Origin of the sequence: Streptomyces sp. NPDC088252 (genome assembly GCF_044740965.1) — a bacterium.
Lineage (GTDB): Bacteria > Actinomycetota > Actinomycetes > Streptomycetales > Streptomycetaceae > Streptomyces.
Genome location: NZ_JBIURS010000052.1, coordinates 1 through 17612, shown reverse-complemented (window position 1 = coordinate 17612; position 17612 = coordinate 1). Strand labels below are relative to the sequence as shown.

The 17612-nt window shown below is 68.9% G+C and carries 17 protein-coding genes and 2 pseudogenes; 8 read left to right on the top strand and 11 right to left on the bottom strand.

The features are described 5' to 3' along the window. Positions 1-810: aldo/keto reductase family oxidoreductase (locus tag ACIOHC_RS43165; protein ID WP_401846909.1), on the bottom strand; the 810-nt coding region annotated here is incomplete at its 3' end. A gap of 139 nt (positions 811-949) precedes the next feature. Here ACIOHC_RS43165 and ACIOHC_RS43160 point away from each other — a divergent pair. Then, a complete protein-coding gene (locus ACIOHC_RS43160; protein ID WP_401846912.1) occupies positions 950-1375 on the top strand; it encodes a winged helix-turn-helix transcriptional regulator in 426 nt (141 codons plus the stop codon). A 231-nt stretch (positions 1376-1606) separates the two neighbouring features. After that, a complete protein-coding gene (locus ACIOHC_RS43155) occupies positions 1607-2401 on the top strand; it encodes an MBL fold metallo-hydrolase (protein WP_401846907.1) in 795 nt (264 codons plus the stop codon). A gap of 7 nt (positions 2402-2408) precedes the next feature. Here the strand turns inward: ACIOHC_RS43155 and ACIOHC_RS43150 are convergent, their stop codons facing one another. Beyond that, entirely contained in the window at positions 2409-2705 is a 297-nt protein-coding gene (locus ACIOHC_RS43150; protein ID WP_401846905.1) for a transposase, read from the bottom strand. A 32-nt stretch (positions 2706-2737) separates the two neighbouring features. Continuing rightward, positions 2738-3379: an IS630 family transposase gene (locus tag ACIOHC_RS43145; protein ID WP_401846903.1), complete on the bottom strand. Its 642-nt coding sequence runs from the start codon at positions 3377-3379 to the stop codon at positions 2738-2740. 595 nt (positions 3380-3974) lie between these two features. Between ACIOHC_RS43145 and ACIOHC_RS43140 the strand changes: the two genes are divergently transcribed. Then, entirely contained in the window at positions 3975-4250 is a 276-nt protein-coding gene (locus tag ACIOHC_RS43140) for a hypothetical protein (protein WP_401846900.1), read from the top strand. Here ACIOHC_RS43140 and ACIOHC_RS43135 read toward each other — a convergent pair. The 3 genes and pseudogenes from ACIOHC_RS43135 to ACIOHC_RS43125 form a co-directional block, all read right to left on the bottom strand. Then, positions 4181-5665, bottom strand: coding sequence for an amidohydrolase family protein (locus ACIOHC_RS43135; RefSeq protein ID WP_401846899.1), 1485 nt, complete (start codon positions 5663-5665; stop codon positions 4181-4183). The two genes, ACIOHC_RS43140 and ACIOHC_RS43135, sit on opposite strands and share 70 nt — an antisense overlap. Positions 5666-5749: 84 nt before the next feature. Beyond that, positions 5750-7175: pseudogene (locus tag ACIOHC_RS43130) on the bottom strand (amino acid permease). Positions 7176-7299: 124 nt separating this feature from the next. Further along, positions 7300-8484, bottom strand: coding sequence for a trans-sulfuration enzyme family protein (locus tag ACIOHC_RS43125; protein ID WP_401846896.1), 1185 nt, complete (start codon positions 8482-8484; stop codon positions 7300-7302). A 162-nt stretch (positions 8485-8646) separates the two neighbouring features. On the opposite strand from ACIOHC_RS43125, the gene ACIOHC_RS43120 reads away from it, so the two are divergent. Continuing rightward, positions 8647-9081 carry an Lrp/AsnC family transcriptional regulator gene (locus ACIOHC_RS43120; RefSeq protein ID WP_401846894.1) on the top strand — a complete coding sequence of 145 codons (435 nt, stop codon included), beginning with the start codon at positions 8647-8649 and terminating at the stop codon, positions 9079-9081. Positions 9082-9092: 11 nt separating this feature from the next. On the opposite strand, the gene ACIOHC_RS43115 is transcribed toward ACIOHC_RS43120, so the two are convergent. Then, the gene (locus ACIOHC_RS43115) at positions 9093-9935 is read right to left on the bottom strand and encodes a PhzF family phenazine biosynthesis protein (RefSeq protein ID WP_401846891.1); all 843 of its coding nucleotides are present in this window, start codon (positions 9933-9935) and stop codon (positions 9093-9095) included. Positions 9936-10030: 95 nt separating this feature from the next. Then, positions 10031-11650, bottom strand: a complete 1620-nt coding sequence (locus ACIOHC_RS43110) for an amidohydrolase (RefSeq protein WP_401846889.1) — start codon at positions 11648-11650, stop codon at positions 10031-10033. A gap of 145 nt (positions 11651-11795) precedes the next feature. Here ACIOHC_RS43110 and ACIOHC_RS43105 point away from each other — a divergent pair, with 145 nt between their 5' ends. Next, positions 11796-12764 (top strand): Lrp/AsnC family transcriptional regulator, encoded by a 969-nt coding sequence (locus tag ACIOHC_RS43105; protein ID WP_401846886.1) that lies wholly within the window; start codon positions 11796-11798, stop codon positions 12762-12764. A gap of 240 nt (positions 12765-13004) precedes the next feature. Here the strand turns inward: ACIOHC_RS43105 and ACIOHC_RS43100 are convergent, their stop codons facing one another. Beyond that, complete coding sequence (locus tag ACIOHC_RS43100; protein WP_351073915.1) at positions 13005-13319, bottom strand: hypothetical protein; 315 nt, start codon at positions 13317-13319, stop codon at positions 13005-13007. Positions 13320-13987: 668 nt separating this feature from the next. Here ACIOHC_RS43100 and ACIOHC_RS43095 point away from each other — a divergent pair. After that, a pseudogene (locus ACIOHC_RS43095) lies at positions 13988-14182 on the top strand (transposase family protein); the annotation flags it as partial. Positions 14183-14190: 8 nt separating this feature from the next. Here ACIOHC_RS43095 and ACIOHC_RS43090 read toward each other — a convergent pair. After that, positions 14191-15405, bottom strand: coding sequence for an FAD-dependent oxidoreductase (locus ACIOHC_RS43090; protein WP_365689087.1), 1215 nt, complete (start codon positions 15403-15405; stop codon positions 14191-14193). Positions 15406-15753: 348 nt separating this feature from the next. Next, the gene (locus ACIOHC_RS43085; RefSeq protein ID WP_401846884.1) at positions 15754-16254 is read right to left on the bottom strand and encodes a cupin domain-containing protein; all 501 of its coding nucleotides are present in this window, start codon (positions 16252-16254) and stop codon (positions 15754-15756) included. 122 nt (positions 16255-16376) lie between these two features. Between ACIOHC_RS43085 and ACIOHC_RS43080 the strand changes: the two genes are divergently transcribed. Further along, entirely contained in the window at positions 16377-16931 is a 555-nt protein-coding gene (locus tag ACIOHC_RS43080) for a MarR family winged helix-turn-helix transcriptional regulator (RefSeq protein ID WP_401846881.1), read from the top strand. A 217-nt stretch (positions 16932-17148) separates the two neighbouring features. Continuing rightward, positions 17149-17424 (top strand): hypothetical protein, encoded by a 276-nt coding sequence (locus tag ACIOHC_RS43075; protein ID WP_401846879.1) that lies wholly within the window; start codon positions 17149-17151, stop codon positions 17422-17424. The last annotated feature ends 188 nt before the right edge of the window (positions 17425-17612 follow it).

Sequence of the window (17612 nt, the reverse complement as noted above, 5' to 3'; positions counted from 1 at the left end):
GTTTTCGCGCAGGTGGGCGGTGGACGACGTACCGGGGATGAGCAGGATGTTCGGCGAGCGTTGCATCAGCCAAGCCAGCGCGACCGACATCTGCGTCGTCCCCAGCCGACTCGCGACCTTCGAGAGGGCCTCGGACTGTAGCGGCGTGAAGCCTCCCAAGGGGAAGAACGGCACATAGGCGATGCCATCGGCGGCGAGGCGGTCTACGAGGTCGTCGTCATGGCGGTGGGCGAGGTTGTACATGTTTTGCACGCACACGATCGGGGCGATACCGCGCGCCTCGGCGACCTGCTCCGGCGTGACATTGCTGACGCCGAGGTGTTGGATCAGGCCCTCTCGTTGGAGGTCGACAAGCGTCTCGAATGCTTCGGTGATCGAGCCGGGCTGGGGGCCCTGAGCATCGCCCATCCGCATGTTGACCAGGTCGAGAGCCTCGACGCCGAGGGATTCGAGGTTCTCGTGGACCTGCTTGCGCAGGTCCTCGGGGCGCCGGGCCGTGGGCCAGCCGCCCTGTGCGTCGCGGGTCGCGCCCACTTTGGTGGCGATGAACAGCGACTCCGGGTACGGGTGCAGTGCTTCGCGGATCAGCTCATTCGTGATGCGTGGTCCGTAGGCGTCGCTGGTGTCGATGTGGGTGATCCCGAGACTGACTGCCTCGCGCAGGACGGCCAGGGCGCCGTCGTGGTCGGCGGGCGGACCCATGACCCACGGGCCGGCGAGCTGCATCGCGCCGTATCCGAACCGGGTGACGGTCGAGTCACCCAGCGTCCAGATTCCGCCCGGAAGAGGTGATGTGGAGGGCGTGTTCATCACAGTGCCTTTCGCTTCTTGCCAGGGGTGGTGTCTCCGACCCCTTGCATCAGTGTTGGGGAGTTACTTCCTTACGGGAAGTAGGCACTATGAAGTGCGTAACCACCCCAGAGAGTGAGAGGCGACCTCAGTGACGACGATGAAGGCCGACAAGAAGGCGCAGGCCAAGGCGGAGTACAACGCGTTTCTAGCGATATGCCCAAGCCGTCAGCTTCTCGACCGGATCTCGGACAAGTGGGTGGTCCTGATCCTGTGCGCGCTGGGCGGTGACGCGTCCGAACAGCCCGGCGCGTCGTATGTCCCAAAGGCGATGCGCTACTCGGAGCTCGCCCGGATACTGGCCGGCGTCAGCCAGAAGATGCTGACTCAGACCCTACGAGCCCTCGAACGCGACGGCTTGCTCACCCGCACTGTGACGCCGACGGTCCCCGTCACCGTTACCTACGAGCTGACTGACCTCGGCCTCTCACTCCACCACCTGACGCGCGGGCTCCGTCAGTGGGCGCAGACTCACATGGACCAAGTCCTCGCCAACCGCGAGAAGCACGACGCACGAGCTTGCTAGTGGCCCGTCTGGCATCGATGGCTGGGTAATCGATGCGAGTCGGACCGCTGGAGTCGGATGTCGAGTTCCAGGGGTGGATGCACTACAGCAGGCGGAATGGGGAGCGGCGGGCAGGGCCGAGCCCATGGTGAGGAAGCTCAGATCCAGCGCTGAGGGGTCCGGAATGTTCTGGTGCCTCGGGCGGTTGCAGCCGGTTGCTACCAGGCGGTTGCTCGAGACGGGAGAGTGCGCGTGAAGATCGGTGACATACAGGTTCTGCCGGTGTGGGACGGGGTGGGGGTCGAGGTCGCGGCGGACATTCTGTCCCGTCCCGGCGTGGAGGATCCGTGGACCTGCCACACCGAGCATCTGGAAGCGGACGGCACCTTGCGTCTCCCGCTCGGCGGCTTTTGCGTCCGCACCGGCGAGCGGACCGTACTCGTTGACACCGGTGTGGGCGCGTTCGACGACGGTCGGTACACGGGAGGGGACCTGCTCTCCTCTCTGGCCGACTACGGAATCACCCCAGCGGACGTGACGGACGTCGTTCTCACCCACCTGCATTTCGACCACATTGGCTGGGTTACGCACAACGGCGCGGCCGTGTTCCCCCAGGCGACCTACCGTGCGCACCGGGCCGACTGGGAGTACTTCGTCACCGGCGACAACGCGCAGCCGAGCGCTGTCGACAAGCTCACTCCGCTCGGTACGCGGCTGGAGCTGTTCGACGCGGACTTCACAGTGGCACCCGGTGTCGATGCGCGCCACGTGCCGGGCCACACCCCCGGCTCCACGGTGTACGTGGTCTCCTCCGGTGGCCGGAGGGCCGTCCTGTTGGGGGACGTGGTGCATTCCGTCGTCCAGTTCAGCGAACGGGATTGGGAGGTAATCTGGGACGTCGACCCTGTCGCCGCCTCGGCGGTGCGCAACCGGATCGCGGACCAAGCGGCGGACACAGACGACCTGCTGGTAGCCGCCCACTTCCCCGGCATGCGCTTCGGGCGCGTCGTCGTGGGGGATGGTGACCGCCGCTTCGTGGCCGTCTAGTGGCTCGTCACGCAGCCTTGGCCGGGTATTTGGTCCACTGACGGATCGGTGAGTCCGGGGCGAAGTTGGTCTTCGGATCGGCGCGGGCATTGCGCCAGCGGACGTAGGCGCCGAAGGTTGCGTTCTGCTCGCGGTGGCTGCGGTGGTCGGTGCCGTTGAGCGCGAAGCAGCGCAGGGCCGCGAACTCCGATTCGATCCAGTTGAGCCACGAACCGTAGGTCGGCAGGAAGACGAGTTCAACGTCGTTGGCGGCGACCCAGGAGCGGACCTTGGCGTGCTTGTGCGGGGAGAAGTTGTCCAGCACGATGTACAGCTTCTCCCCGGGCCAGCGGGCCCTCAGGGTCTTGAGCAGGCCAAGGAACTCACGCCACCGCTTGCGTTGCCGGATGCGGCAGTCCCGGTGGCCAGGTCCAGGGCGGCGAGCATGTGCATCACTCCGCCGTAGCGGTTGTAGGTGGCCCGCAGCCGACGGGGTCTGCTCGCCGGGCGCCAGGCTTTGCCCTTGCGTGGCTGGAGGTTGAGAGGACCGAACTCGTCGACGCATATCACCCGGCCGTCGGTCGGCGGGGAGTCGTACAGGGCCAGGACTCGGTGCATCTTGGCGATGAAGGCCGGGTCGGTGGATGATTTCCACGTCGTGGTGGTCTGCCAGGAGACCTTGCCCCCGTGCAGTATCCGGCGCAGGGTCTCCCGGCTGATCTTCGAAACCACGTGCCGGTCGACCAGGTGCTCGGCGAGTTTGGACAGGCTCCAGGTGGCGAAGCCGGTCAGGCCCCAGTCTGCGGGGGACGTCCGGGCGATCAGGCGGATGTTCTCACGCACCCGCTCACTGACCGTTTTCGGGCGCCCCCCGCTCCATTTTGGGTCCAGCGCATCGAACCCCCGTCCGTTGAAGGCGTGGATCACCTCACGGACGTAGTCCTCGCCGACCTGCATCAGCGAGGTGATGTCCTTGACGGTCTGGCCCTGGGCGGACATCAGCACCACAATCGCCCTCCGCAACCGCACCGGGTCTTCGCGGTGCGGCTGATCCGTTGCAGCTTCCGGCCCTCGTCCACGCTGACCGGCCGGACGAACACGCTCGGTCGACGTCTCACGACCACCTCCAAGATCAGGTTCTGGAGACAGTCTGTTGACCACCACACCGCCCCTCGATTACCCGGCTAACGATGCGAGACGGGCCACTAGCGACGACGGAGTTCTCCTGTCTCGGCTCTGCAGGCTGAAATGTGCCTGGCCTTGAGTGCCGACGACGAACAGCACGGCCTTCTGTGGGGAGATGGTCAGCCGGTCGACGCCTTGTTGAACGCCAGCAGGTTCGGCGTGCCCTCTGGCAGACATCCGGCGTCTTCGCGGACAGCGCCTGTTGGGCGAGAGCTGTACGCCTTGCCACCGCTGACGTGACCGGGCCGGGTGCGGAGCTGCTCGCCCCGCGGGCGAATACTGCAACTCTCGAGTACCGACACTCCACCAGTGCTCCCACACCACCGCCGAAGGGCTGATCGGCGGCGTCACCGGCGCCCTGGCCTCGCCGGCCACGCTGCTCCTGGGCCGGTACGACGCCCTTGGGCACATGCGGCTGATCGCGCGCACTGCGTCCCTTTCCACCGCCGTACGCCGCGACCTCGCACCGCGGCTGCACCAGGCTGACACCGATCACCCCTGGCAGGGGCGCCACTTCGGTGCGGGCAGGGGCACTCGCGGCGAGCTGGAGTACCACCCGGTGCGTTGCGTCCTGGTGGCCGAGTTCGATACCGCCGTCGACGAGGGCCGTTACCGTCACCCGGTGCGCTTCCTGCGGCTTCGAGAAGACCTCACACTGGGCGACGTGCCGCCGTTCGACAACTGAGTTCTCGGCACCAGTGCGCCCCGGCAGCAGAGGAGCGCACTGCGGTGCGCGCCGCGTCCACGCCCCTGGCCCCACGGCTGTGGAGGCAGAGGCGACGCAGAGGTTCTCGACGCCGGGTGTGCCTGCTCTGGTGCCGGCTCGGGGCGCCAGGTGCCGTCGAGCGGGACGCTGGCGGCGGCTGCGATCCGGTTGCGGGATTCGATCAGTCGGGTCCTCATGGCCGCCAGATCGACGTCCACCAGCACGCCGTTGCATTTGACGACGCGTCCGGCGGCGAGGACGGTGTCGACCAGGCCGGGGTGGCCGGCGCTGACGATGGTGGCGGCCGCGTCGGTGACGGGGAAGACGGTGAGGTCGTCGGCGCGTAGCAGGATGATGTCGGCGTCCTTGCCGGGGGTGAGGCTGCCCATTCGGGCGTCGAGTCCGCACGAGGCGGCGGCGTCGATGGTGGTGAAGGCGAGCAGGTCGCGGGAGTGCAGGCCGCCGTCCAGGCCGCGCTGGACGGCGAAGGCGGTCCGCATGGTGGAGAACATGTCGCCGCCGGCGGAGGGGACGTCGTCGACGGAGAGTGTCGGGCGCAGGCCGGCGGCCAGCGCCCGGCCGGTCATCGGCGATCCGAAGCCCATCTTCAGCTCGACGTCCGGGCTGATCGAGATGGAGCTGCCCGCGTCGGCGAGCATGCGCAGTTCGTCGTCGCTGAGCGCGTTGCCGTGCACGAAGGTGGTGGTGTCCCGGAGCAGGCCGTGCTCGCGCAGATCGGCGACGGCCCCGGCTGTGACGTCCACGTGCAGGCTGGTGCGCAGGCCGAGTTCGGCGGCCAGTTTCAGCTCCCGGGCGACGGTGTCCATGCCGGTGGCCTCGGCGCCGCGCAGCCCCCAGACCATGGTGACCAGGCCGTCGCCGTTCAGGTCGGTGCGGACGCGGCGGATGGAGGCGTCGACGGGGTCGGGGGTGCCCCATCCGGCGCCGAGGCAGAAGATCGACCGGCCTGGCGCGTCGCGCAGCGCGGCGACGGCGGCGTCCTCGTGCTCGGGGGTCTGGGCGACGTGGTACCAGTCCAGCATCGTGGTCACGCCGGAGTGCAGGGCCTCCAGGCGGCCGAGGAGGGTGCCCGCGTAGACGTCCTCGGGCTGGTAGTGGGGTTTGACCGTGCCGTGCATGGCCACCGCCCACTCGGGGAAGGTCCAGTCCGCGCCGATGCCTCGGAACGCGGTCTGCCAGGTGTGGCGGTGGTTGTCGACGAAGCCGGGCATGACGATCCGGTCGGTCGCGTCGATCACCTCGGCGTCCGGGGCGTCGATCCGTGCGGCGACCTCGACGATCACGCCGTCCTCGATGAGCACGTCACCGCTGGCGAAATCGCCGACAGACGGGTCCATGCTGACCACGGTGCCGGCGGTGAGCAGGGTTTTCATTGGGTGAACTCCTTCACAGACGTTTACGGATTGATCAAGATCAGGTGCTGGCGGCCGCCGCGGTGCCGCTTACGGACGCGTAGATCAGGCGCGGGCGGTCAGGGCCTTCTGCCGCAGGTAGCCGACGAAGGCGAGTGCCAGGGCCAGGCCGCCGGTGAAGTACAAGCTGCACGCGGGTGTCGGTTTGGCGGGCCATGAGGGCGAGGATCGCCAGCACTCCGGCTAGCGCCAGCCAGGTCAGGACGGGGAAGGCCCACATCTTCACGACCAGCTTCTCGGGTGCCTCCCGCTCCAGCTTCCGGCGCATCCGCAGCTGGGCGGCGGCGATGAGGCCCCACACCACCAGCACGGCCGCGCCGACCATGTTGAGCAGCCAGGTGAAGACGGTCTCCGGCCACCAGTAGCTGAGCAGTACCGCCACGAAGCCGAAGGCGGAGGAGGCGATCACCGCGCGCCGTGGCACTCCGCCGGAGACCTTGCCGAGGGCTTTCGGGCCCTGTCCGCGGGCGATGAGGGAGTACGCCATGCGGGAGGAGCCGTAGATGTTAGCGTTCATCGCGGACAGCAGGGCGATGAGCACGATGACGTTCATGAGCTGGCTGGCGGCGGGGATGTCGAGGTGGTCGAGGACGGCCACGTACGGGCCGCTTCTGGTGACGGCGGGGTCGCTCCAGGGGATCAGCGTGACGATCAGCATGGATCCGACGTAGAAGACGGCGATCCGCCACATCGCGGTGCGCACGGCGGTGGCGACGCCGCGCACCGGGTGTTCGGACTCGGCGGCGGCGATGGTGACCGTCTCAAGGCCGCCGTAGGCGAAGACCGAGGCGAGCAGGCCGATGACCAGGCCGTTCGTGCCGTGGGGCAGGAAGCCGCCGTCTCCGGTGAGGTTTGCTGCTCAGGGGGCGTGGGTGCCGGGCAGGACGTCGAAGATGGCGAGAGCGCCGAGCACGAGGAAGAGGGAGATCGCGCCGACCTTCAGTGCCGCGAACCAGAATTCGAACTCACCGAAGTTGCCCACAGCCGCGAGGTTCGTGCCGCAGAACGCGGCCATGAAGAGCAGGACCCACATCCAGGACGAGGTCTGCGGGAACCAGCCGGTCATGATGGACGCGGCGCCGATCGCCTCGGCGGCGACGCCCACGCACAGCAGCGTCCAGAACATCCAGCCGGCGGTGAAGCCGGCCCAGGGGCCGATGGCCCGCTCGGCGTGGACCGAGAACGAGCCGGAGGCCGGGTTGGCCGCCGGCATCTCGCCGAGCTTACGCATCACCAGCATGACGAGCACACCTGAGAGGGCGTAGGCGACGACGATCGACGGCCCTGCCGCCGCGATACCGGCACCGGAGCCGACGAACAGCCCCGCGCCTATGACACCGCCGAGGGCGATCGTCGACAGGTGACGCTGCTTGAGCCCCCGAGAGAGCGGAGTGCCGCTGCGGGGCGAATCGGCGGCGGCTGCTTGAGCGGGTGTGGGGTCGGCGAGGCGATGATTCTGCGGGTTGGGCATGGAGGTGCACCTCTTCATTGAGCTGCTGGGCGCAGGGGCCGGTGGTGTCGAGAACCGCGCCGGTCACGTGGGCACACCCGTGGATGGCGTCGCCGCACCGTGTGACCGGCGCTCTCCGGGTGGTTCAGGCAGTCGCTGCCGTGGTGTGGACGGCGTCGGCGGCGGCGAGCGCGTCGGCGACCAGGTCGGCGGTGTCCTCGGTGCCGGCGGCCAGCCGGACCAGGCCCAGCGGTACCGACTCGGCGATCTGGTCCTCGCTGAGCATCCCGCACCACATGGACGCCGGGTGCACGGCCAGGGACTCCACGCCGCCGAGGCTGGCCGACCGCAGGGGGTAGCGCAGCTTGCCGAGGAAGGCGTCGGCCGTCTCGAAGCCGCCGGTGAACTCGATGCCGAGCACCCCTCCGAAGCCGCTCATCTGCTCGGCGGCCAGCTTGTGCTGCGGGTGGGTCGCCAGGCCGGGATAGTGGACCTTCGCGACGGCCGGATGCCCGCTGAGCGCCTCGGCGAGGGCCAGTCCGTTGGCGTTGTGCCGTGGTACGCGCAGGGGCAGGGTGCGTATGCCGCGCAGCAGCAGCCAGGCGTCGATGGGGCCGAGGGTGGCGCCGGTGAGGAGGCCGACGTCCCAGATCCGGTTCAGGAGTTCGGCGGGCCCGGCGATCACTCCGGCACTGACGTCGGAGTGGCCGTTGAGGTACTTGGTCGCGCTGTGCCAGACCAGGTCGATACCGAACTCTGTCGGCCGCTGGTTCAGCGGGGTGGCGAAGGTGTTGTCTGCCAGGGTCAGCACGTCGTGCGCACGGGCGAGGTCGGCGACGGCGCGCAGGTCGGTGATCTGCAGCAGCGGATTGCTCGGCGTCTCCACCAGGATCAGGCGGGTCTGGGGGGTCAGGGCCTTCGCGAACGCCTCCGGGTCGGTCTGGTCGACCTGGGTGGTGGACACGCCGAGACGCGGGAGCAGGTTCAGCAGGACCGAGCCGGTGCCGCCGTAGGTGGACTTCTGCCCGATGACGTGGTCACCGGCGGAGACCAGGGCGAGGACGGCGGTGGTGAGCGCGGCCATCCCGGACGCGGTGACCATGGCCGCCTCGGTGCCCTCCAACTCCGCTATGACCGCCGCGACCTGGGCGTGGTTGGGGTTGCCGAAGCGGGTGTAGAAGTCCTTGCCGCGCGGTTCGACGGCGCCGCGTGCGAACGTCTCGCCGTCCTCGGCCCAGAACGCCGCCGACTGGTAGATGGGCGGTGCCACGGCGCGAGTGGGATGGATCTCGCGATCGGCGTGGACGGTGATGGTGCTCTTGCCCGGCATGGCTGCCCTTCCATAGACGTCGGTTACGACGCCATGAAGCGTGGCCGACCATCGCCCCGATGTGGCCGGATCTTGGCAACTTTGGCAGCAAATTGCGCGCACCGCGGGTTCACGATTGTGGTACTTGGATGCCAGACGCAATAATCTGCCACCATGGACTAGGTGGACCGGTCAATCCTGGCTGTGCTCGAAAACAACGGCCGCATCAGCAACAACGAGCTGGCCGCCCGGGTCGGGCTGTCGCCCTCACCCTGCCTGCGACGCGTGCGCCAGCTAGAGGAAGTCGGCGTCATCCGCGGTTACCGGACGCTGATCGATCCCGCCGCGGTCGGCCGCAGCCTGCGGGTGTTCGCCGGGGTCCGGCTGATGCGGCACACCCGCGCGGACGTGGTCGCCTTCGAACGCGGGATCACTCAGCTGCCCGAGGTGATCGCCAGCCACCACATCACCGGCAACTTCGACTACCTGCTCCAGGTCGAGGTCGCCGACCTGTCCGCCTACGAGGACTTCCACGCCAACCAGCTGGCAGCCCTGCCCGGCGTGGCCACGGTGACCAGCTACGTCACCATGAAGACGCTCTCCCCTGACACTCCATGACGGTGCGGCGGTCAGAGGGTGATGGTGCCGCGGATGCAGATGACGGCGGCGCCGCTGACCCAGACCGTGCCGTCCGCATCGGCGGTGACCTCGGTCCTGGCGGCCCGTCCCACCCTCGCGCCCTGGGAGACCCGGTAGGCGGAGGGGGCGGCGCCGGTGGAGGTGAGCCACTGCCCGACGGCGGCGTTCATGCTGCCGCACGCGGGGTCCTCGGGCACGCCGGCCCCCGGGGCGAAGGCGCGCAGCTCGAAGGCGTACTCGGATCCCTCGGGCCAGGCGCCGATCGCGCCGACCATCGCGTCCGGGATCAGAGCCAGGTCGGGTTCGAGGGCGAGGACCTCCTCGGCGGTGGGCAGCTGGAGCACGGCCCAGCCGGGACCGTTGTCGACCCACTGATGAGCCACGACCCGCTCCCGAGTGATGCCGAACGCGGCCACAATCCGCTGCAGATAGTCGTCGTCGAGCACCCCGGTACGTACCCGGGGCGGGGCGGCGAAGGCCAACGTGTCCTCGCCCCGGCGCACGGTGACCAGGCCGGCGGCGCACTCCTGCACGAGGTGCTCGGCGTGCTGCGGGGTGCCGCCGCCGTCCAGCCAGGCACGTGCGGATCCGAGGGTGGGGTGCCCGGCGAACGGCAGTTCGCCCCCAGGGGTGAAGATCCGCAGCCGGTAGTCCGCCTTGGGGACGGTGGGCGGCAGGGCGAACGTGGTCTCGGACAGATTCGTCCAGCGCGCCAGTTGCTGCATCTGCTCATCGCTCAGGTCCGTCCCGTCCAGGACGACCGCGACCGGATTGCCGGAGTAGGGGCTCGTGGGAAACACGTCGACCTGCACGAACGAACGGGTACGCGGCATGGTCATCGACACCTTTCGGGAGCGGCTGCCAAGAGGTCCATCTCAGCGGCTGCTTGCGCCACCAGGAATGAGCCAGTCACGGCTGAGTGGACTGATTACCGCGTGCCGGTCGGGGTGACCAGGAGGCCGCCGACGAAGGTGTGCGTGGGGCTGAGATCACGCAGCGCGTCACCCGTGCACTGGGCGGGATCCCGGTCCCAGACGGTGAGGTCGGCCAGGCGGCCCGGAGTGAGGGTGCCGCGCAGGTGTTCCTCGCCGGTCAGGCGGGCGGCGCCCGCGGTGTGCAGGGTGAGGGCTTCGTCGTAGGTGATGGCGTGCTCGGGACCCTTGACCCCGATGACGGTCTGCCGGGTGGTCATGCCCCAGATGGAGCGCATGGCACCGAACTGGCCGACGGGGAAGTCGGATCCGGCGCCGACCTCGGCGCCCAGGTCGATCCAGCCGCGGGCGGGAAACAGCCGGGCGACGCGTTCGGGGCCCCAGAAGCCCTCCTCGACCTCGGCGGTGTCGTGCAGCAGCGGCTGCTGGATGGTGACCGGAATGCCCAACGCGACGGCACGGGCCTGCTGTTCGGGTCCGGCCAGGCCGCCGTGCTCCATCACCAGCGTGCCGGCGGGCAGACCGGGATTGCCCTCAAGGACGCGTTCGTAGACGTCCAGAAGGGTGCGCACCGCGCGGTCGCCATAGGCGTGGGTACCGACCCGCCAGCCGCGCCGGACCACGGCCTCGACCGCCTCGACCAGCGCGTCCGGCTCCCAGATCAGCATCCCGGAGAAGGCGTGGTCGCAGGCGTACGGCTCCTCGGTGGCCCCGGCCTCCAGGCCGCCGTCGAGGCCGAACTTCACACCCCACACCGACAGCCACGGGTCGGAGTCGTCACGCCACTCCTCCATGACGTCGAGCAGGTCCTCCACCTGGGCGGCGCTGGTCAATCCGAGGGCCGAGATCAGCGCCCGCACCCGGGTGCTGAGCGCCCCCGCCTCACGGGCGGCCAGCAGCCCTGCGTAGTCCTCGGGGGTGACCGCGCAGTCGCGTACGGTCCCGATGCCGGTGGCGGCGTAGCCGCAGGTGGCCAGGCGCAGTCCGTCGATGCGCTCGGCCCGGTCCGGGGCCGGGACCAGATGCTCCACCAGGTGCAGGGCGTTGTCGATCAGCTGGCCGTCGAGCCTGCCGTCGGCGCCGCGGCCGATCGTGCCACCCGGCGGCACGGCGGTGTCCTCGGTGATGCCCGCCAGACGCAGCGCGTAGGTGTTGACGACGTCGTTGTGGCCGCCGCGCTTGACGAGGAGCGGATGCCGGTCGGTGGCCTGGTCGAGTTCGGCCGCGGTGGGCATGCGGCACTCAGCCAGATTGAGTTCCTGCCAGTTGGTGGTGGTGCGGATCCACTCGCCCTCGGGGGTGACGGCGGCCCGCTGCCGGATCAGGTCGAGGAACTCGGGGATATTCCGGGCCCGGTGGACGGGGACGTCATGGGCACCGAGCGCCGCGAAGATCAGATGGGTGTGGGTGTCGTCGAAGGCCGGCAGCACGGTGGCGCCGGGCAGGTCATGGATCTGCGTGTCCGCGCCCACCAGATGGTCGAGGCCGTGGGAGTCGGTGGACACGGCCGCAATACGGTCGCCGCGCACAGCCACTGCCCGCTGCACAGCCTGACCGGGCACCAGGGTATGCACCGCGCCAGCGCGAATCAGCAGGTCGGCTCCTTGATCAGTCATCGTCTTCTCCCTCATCGCGAAGGCGCCGGATCCCGAACGAGTTGTCCGGCGACGACACTGTTGTAGGAGGGATGCTTGGATTCACTGCCAAGCTGAAGGCTCCTGCGCAGAAAGTACGCCAGCATCCCGGCCTATCATGCGGATCATGCGACAGGTGCTCGATGAAACCGATCGGCGGATCGCGGCCGCCCTGGTCGCCTCGCCGCGTGCCTCCTGGCGTGAGGTGGCCCGCTGTCTGGGGCTGTCCGAGCGCACCGTCGTACGCCGTGTCGCCCTGCTCTACGCCGATGGCACCCTGCGCGCGACCGTCGTCCGCAACCCGGCTCGCTTCCCGCACCTGATCCCCATCGCTCTGCGTATCCGCTGCCGCCCCAACAAGATCCGTCAGGTCGCCCAGGCACTGGCCCGCCGCACCGACACCGTCTGGGTCGACATCCTCGGCGGCGGCGACGAAATCTCCACGATCTTCTTCCTGGAAGGTGCGGAGGCCCGCAACAACCTGCTGCTGCGCGACCTGCCCGCCACCGACGCCGTCGGCACCTGGACCGCCCACACCCTGTTGCGCGTCTTCCCCACCGCGTTCCGCTGGACCGCCGGCCTCCTCTCACCCGCAGAACTGGCCGAACTCGCCCCCGACTCCGCGCCACCGACGACGTCGGCACCGCCGTACACGTCTCTTGACATCGACCCCGCGCTGATCGCCGGGCTGACCGAGGACGGCCGGGCCACCTACACGGACCTGGCCCGCCGCGCCGGCACCACCGCGCTCACCGCCCGCCGACGGCTCGAAGCCCTGATGAAGAGCCAGGTGCTGCGCCTGGCCACCGAGCTCGATCTCGCACTGCTCGGCGCGCAGACCGAGGCATTGCTGTGGATCTCGGTACGGCCGGGTGCACTGCAGGAGACCGCGAAGACCCTGAGCGCCCATGCGCACGTCCGGTTCTGCGCCGCCACCACCGGGCCCGCCAACCTGGTCGTCGCCGTCGCCGCCGCGAACCTCGACGCCCTGTACACCTTCCTCACCGACGTCATCGGTCCCTTGGAGACGGTCACCGCCATCGACACCACCCCGCTGCTGGCAACCGTCAAACGCACGGGCCTGATCCGACACTGACGAAGTGAACGACGGCACTGTGAACTCACCTCCGATCGAGCCACACCCGGTTAGCGATCCACGACAGAGATCTCGCAGCGGGCATTTGCCCCCGCCGCGGTGGCTCCCGGGCGCGCTGCTCCTGTAGTTCCTTGGCCTCAAGCTCGCGGACCCGGTTCTCGGCCTGCCGCAGCTGGTAGCGCAGCCAGTCGGCCAAGGCCCGGTTCTTGTCCAGGTCGGATATGTCGCCGCCAGGCATGGCTACGCCTCGGCCGGCTCGTGGGCGTGCTTGAGCGCCATGCGGGCCTCGACACGGTCGCCGACGTCAACGGAATCCCAGAAGGGATGCGTGGACACGGTGATGCTGAGCTCCAGCAGCCGCGCCTGGAAAACGGCGACTTTAGCGGTCTGCTCCTCCGTGTACCCCGGACTGTCTGCCTTGCCGGACCGGTACTCGGAGTGGAGTTGCTTCTCGCCCTCCCAGCCGGGGATCGGCTCGGCCGACCACGGCAATGTCTTGGCGTACTGCGCGTAGGCGGCGCGGGTCTCGTGCAGGGAGATCTGGGCGTCGCGCAAATCCTGGGGGAAATCGAAGGCGGTGGTCTTGGGCGCACGCTAATGCTACGTCTGTTCGAATACCGGATGTGAATGGCACGCCGAACCACCCCATAACAGGTCACCCACCCCCGAAACCCTGCCCGGAACCGCCCGCCCCTGTTACGTTGGACCCGGCCTCGCCGCACCCCCGTCGGCGGGGCCACCATCCGGAGGCTGCTGCCGTACGCCGCATCTCCCGCACCTTCGTGGCGGGCAAGACGATCAAGCCGCACCAAGGCCGATGGGGGATGGCGCCGCTGCAGGAGGCTTGCAGGCTTTGGAGCGGCAAGGGCGTTGGGGCCCGACCAGCCGGTGCGGCAGGTGGCCAGGCGACGGGTCCGAGCTCAGTCATGCCAGCCACCTAATCAGCAGGCTCGGCAGCGATCAAGACTCGCAGACCGATCAAGCCACCGGCCCGGGTCCCACCCTCATCAACGGGGCCGGGGCCTACAGCCACGCCTGCCAGGGACGGGATGCCTCTCGTTCTCGGGTTCTGGCACACGTTCCGCTTGCGCCGTGAGGCGCTGTTGGTTCGAGTGGAGGTGGAAGACCGTGCGCCACGAGGCGCTGTGATCCGCGTGCGGGTGTGAGGCCCGCACCGTTGTCCCGTCGCAGCGGGACGACAGAAGCAGGGGCAGTCGGGCCCGTTCCGGGGCCGCCGCCTGAAGAGATGGAAGCGTCATCACAACAGCAGCCACGCCAAGATCCGCTGCCTCGGCGAGCAAGCTATGGCGACTCTCAAGGGCTGGCGCCTCCTGCGGAAGCTCCGCTGCAGCACCAACCGGATCACCGACATCGTGAAGGCCGTCCTTGTCCTTCACCACGCATCAACGCGAGGTTAGAAAAGGCTTCAGTGTGCGTCGTAGATGCCTCGGTAGTGGCCGAGCGCGGTCTCGCGGATCTTCTCGTCGCTCCAGGGGGCGAAGCGGCCGGGTGACAGGCGATCGGGGGCGACGAGGAGGTTGCCGGTTTCGAGGAGCATGTTCGCGAGTTGTCGGCCGACGCCGCCGGCATGGGTGACCCAGGAAGCTTCCGCGAACCACAGGCCGGGTACCCCGGCAGCGGGGCCGACCAGGGGGAGTTCATCAGGGGTCAGGGCGAACACACCGTTGAGCCTTCGTCCCTGGGGTACCTGTCGGAAGGCCGGGACCAGGGCGGTGGCCTCAGCGATGGCGGTGCCGAAGGCTGCTTCCTGGAAGGGAAGTTCGGCCGATGTGAGTGCCGGGGACGGAGTGAGCGGGAGCGCGGCGTGGGCGTAGCTGCCCAGTCCGTAGCGGCGGCCGTGGCGGCGGGTGTAGACCGCGTGGTCGGGGTAACGGACGATCGGTGTGTCGATGGGGGTCTCGTCGAGTCCGGGCAGTTCGGCGGTGAACACGTAAGGGTGCTGGACGTCGACCATGGGCAGCCGCACTCCGGCATGCGCTGCCAGTACCGGGCCCCAGATGCCGGTGGCCAGCACGACCTGGTCGGCTCTCAGCAGCTCACCGTCCTTGCCCGCGCGGACGCCGATGACCCTGCCTTGCGCGGTCTCCAGAGCCAGGACTGGTGTATTCCAGCGAAAACGGGCCCCGCTCCGTTCGGCCGCGTCGACCAGAGCGTGGGTGAGCGCGGCCGGGTCAGCGGCTCCGTCGGAGGGGATGTGCAGTGCGCCCAGTGCCCGCTCAGCATTGACCAGCGCGGGGGCCAGCGCCACCGCTTCGGCCGCGTCGAGCAACCGTGCCTCGATGCCCAGGCCGCGGCCGTCCTCGACATCCTGATGGGCCTGTTCCAGGCGGGCGGGGCTGGTCGCAATCTCCAGGCAGCCGACCTGCCAGAAGACGGGCGCCGGCGTGGCCTGCGATAGCGCGCGGTACGTGGCGACACTGTCCTTGGCCAGCACGGCCAGTTCCGGGGTGGCGCTGAGCTGACCGACGAAACCGGGGGCAAGGCCGGTCGAACCGGGCAGCGCACCGCGGTCACGAGTGTCGAGCACCGTCACCCGATCGTGCCCCAGTTCGGCGAGGTGATAAGCCACCGAGGCCCCCACCGCCCCGGCGCCAATAACCAAGACCTCTTCCGTAGCCATGAGCCTCTTCTCCCTCGTCTTCCCCTGTCGATGCGAGCGTATACAGGCGGGAGGGCCTGGGCTTCGCCGGGACGGGGACAGGTCTCCGCCCCCGATTGGTGACGCGCCGGAAAGCTGGAGCCCGCATCGCCGGCGAGGCCCGCCGGGAGACGGAACTCGGCGACCTGCGTGGCCAGATGAAGGACCTGAAACGCGAGTGGACTCAGCTCCAGGGCCACCTCGACGCCGCGGCCACCGTGATCGCCGCCCTGCACCATGAAACGTGGGGCTCTGCGAAGAACTCGCCGGGCGGGGCGCCATCGTCGCGCTCGACGAACGACGTGCCCCTCGAACCGAGACGACGGGCGATCAGTAACGCTGACGGGCCCGCCGCCACGCGGCACTCTCCATGAAGAAGTTGTCGAAGCGCTCTTGCGAATCCAGGACTTCCTGGGGATCGGCCGCGCCCTTGCGGACACGGTCCAGCAGCCGGAAGTAGTCGAAGCGCTCGACGCCGGGGGTGATGACGATCAGTACGTCGGCATCCGCATCGGGTTCGGCGGCGAATGCGTGCGGCAGTCCTGGTGGCACGAGGAGGAAGTCTCCTTCGTCCGCGGTGATCACACTGTCCCCGGTCAGCGCCTGGAGCCGGCCGCCGAGTACGAAGAAGAGCTCGGCGGATCCGATGTGGCGGTGCGGTGAGGCTCCGTCGGTGCCCGCGGTCAGGGTCACCCGTTGGGCGCTCAGGGCCCCGCCGGTGGTGCTGGCGTCGGCAAAGAGCCGCACGGTGCTGTCAGTGCTGCCCAGCACCTCGGCCTCGGCATCCCGGACCAGAATTCCGCCCTGGACATTGGGAGTGATCAAGGACATACGCCCCTCCATTCGTAGAACCGCATCCGGCCCCGGACGCAAGCCGGGATCGAGATCGACAGAAGTGGTTCCACGTCGAATAGTACGACATCTAACTATCAGTCGTCGAATAAGATGGAGGCGTGACCAAGGGAGACGTGACCAAGGGAGACGTGACCAACCAGAGTGCGGCTGCCGAGACGCGCCGGAACCCCAGAGATGCGGTCGATCAGATCCTCGACCAGTGGCACGAGGAACGGCCGGATCTGGACCTGTCGGCGATGGGGATCTTCGGACGGCTGGGTCAGCTCACGCTCCTCCTCACCCCCGCCCTCGAAGGAGTCTTCGCCCGACACGGCCTGCGCCGCGGCGAGTTCGACGTCCTGGCCGCGCTGCGCCGCTCCGGGCCCCCGTACACCCTGATCCCGTCCGCCCTCGCGAAGACCCTGATGCTCTCCCGTGCCGGCATGACCAACCGCCTGGACCGCCTGGAGGCGGACGGCCTGGTGGAACGCCGCCTCGATCCCACCGACCGCCGCAGCTTCCATGTCGCGCTCACCGGCCGTGGCCACAGAGTCGTCGACGCTGCGGTCACCGACCACGCCGCCAACGAATCCCGCCTCCTCTCCGCCCTCACCCCCGACGAACGCGAAACCCTCGACCACGCCCTGCGCACCCTGCTCCAGGCGATCGAGTAGGGCCGAGCGCCCCCTGCGCCGACACTGTCGCCAAACACGCCTCGGAGATGGGAGGGACTCCAGGCCCCCTGCTGTTCCCGGGGCCCGTTTCGTCGTCGACCGTGATCTGCTCACTGTGCTCGCGCGGCACCGGCCTGTCCACACCTTCGCGCTCCACCCACTGGGCGAGAGCCGCCAGGCCTTGGACAGTGCGTTGCCGCCTCAGCGGAAAGAGCCTGTGACGCGCCGTTCGGCGCTGGATCCGGCCAAGGGCTGGATCGACGAGATGCTGCGGTCGGATCTCACGGCGCCGCCGAAGCAGCGGCACACCGACAAGCGGATCCTGGACCGGCTGCGCGACGAGTACGGCTTCACTGCCGTCGCCTACACCACCCTCAACGACTACCTGCGGGTGAGGCGTCCTCAGATCAGGGAGGAGGCGGACCGCGTGCGGCGCGGTCGGGGGGAGTATGGTCGGCTTCATGGTCCCTTGGTACTGGGACGGCCCGGCTGATCGGTGCGGGCACACCCGGTCCGACGGCGGGGTGCACCCAGGAGGCGGACGGTTTCTGCGCGGATGGTGCACATTGGAGGCATGCACTTTGGATGAGGTGACCCCCGGAGTGTGGACACAGGGGTTCATGCTGCGAGTGAGAGTTTAGCTGTCTTGTGGTGGTGCTGTTCGAATTCCATCGGGGAGAG

Coding starts and splice junctions, on each gene's coding strand:
- ACIOHC_RS43160 (WP_401846912.1), top strand. CDS start 950: ATGAAGGCCGACAAGAAGGCGCAGGCCAAGGCGGAGTACAACGCGTTT.
- ACIOHC_RS43145 (WP_401846903.1), bottom strand. CDS start 3,379: ATGTCCGCCCAGGGCCAGACCGTCAAGGACATCACCTCGCTGATGCAG.
- ACIOHC_RS43140 (WP_401846900.1), top strand. CDS start 3,975: ATGCGGCTGATCGCGCGCACTGCGTCCCTTTCCACCGCCGTACGCCGC.
- ACIOHC_RS43135 (WP_401846899.1), bottom strand. CDS start 5,665: ATGAAAACCCTGCTCACCGCCGGCACCGTGGTCAGCATGGACCCGTCT.
- ACIOHC_RS43125 (WP_401846896.1), bottom strand. CDS start 8,484: ATGCCGGGCAAGAGCACCATCACCGTCCACGCCGATCGCGAGATCCAT.
- ACIOHC_RS43115 (WP_401846891.1), bottom strand. CDS start 9,935: ATGCCGCGTACCCGTTCGTTCGTGCAGGTCGACGTGTTTCCCACGAGC.
- ACIOHC_RS43110 (WP_401846889.1), bottom strand. CDS start 11,650: ATGACTGATCAAGGAGCCGACCTGCTGATTCGCGCTGGCGCGGTGCAT.
- ACIOHC_RS43105 (WP_401846886.1), top strand. CDS start 11,796: ATGCGACAGGTGCTCGATGAAACCGATCGGCGGATCGCGGCCGCCCTG.
- ACIOHC_RS43090 (WP_365689087.1), bottom strand. CDS start 15,405: ATGGCTACGGAAGAGGTCTTGGTTATTGGCGCCGGGGCGGTGGGGGCC.
- ACIOHC_RS43085 (WP_401846884.1), bottom strand. CDS start 16,254: ATGTCCTTGATCACTCCCAATGTCCAGGGCGGAATTCTGGTCCGGGAT.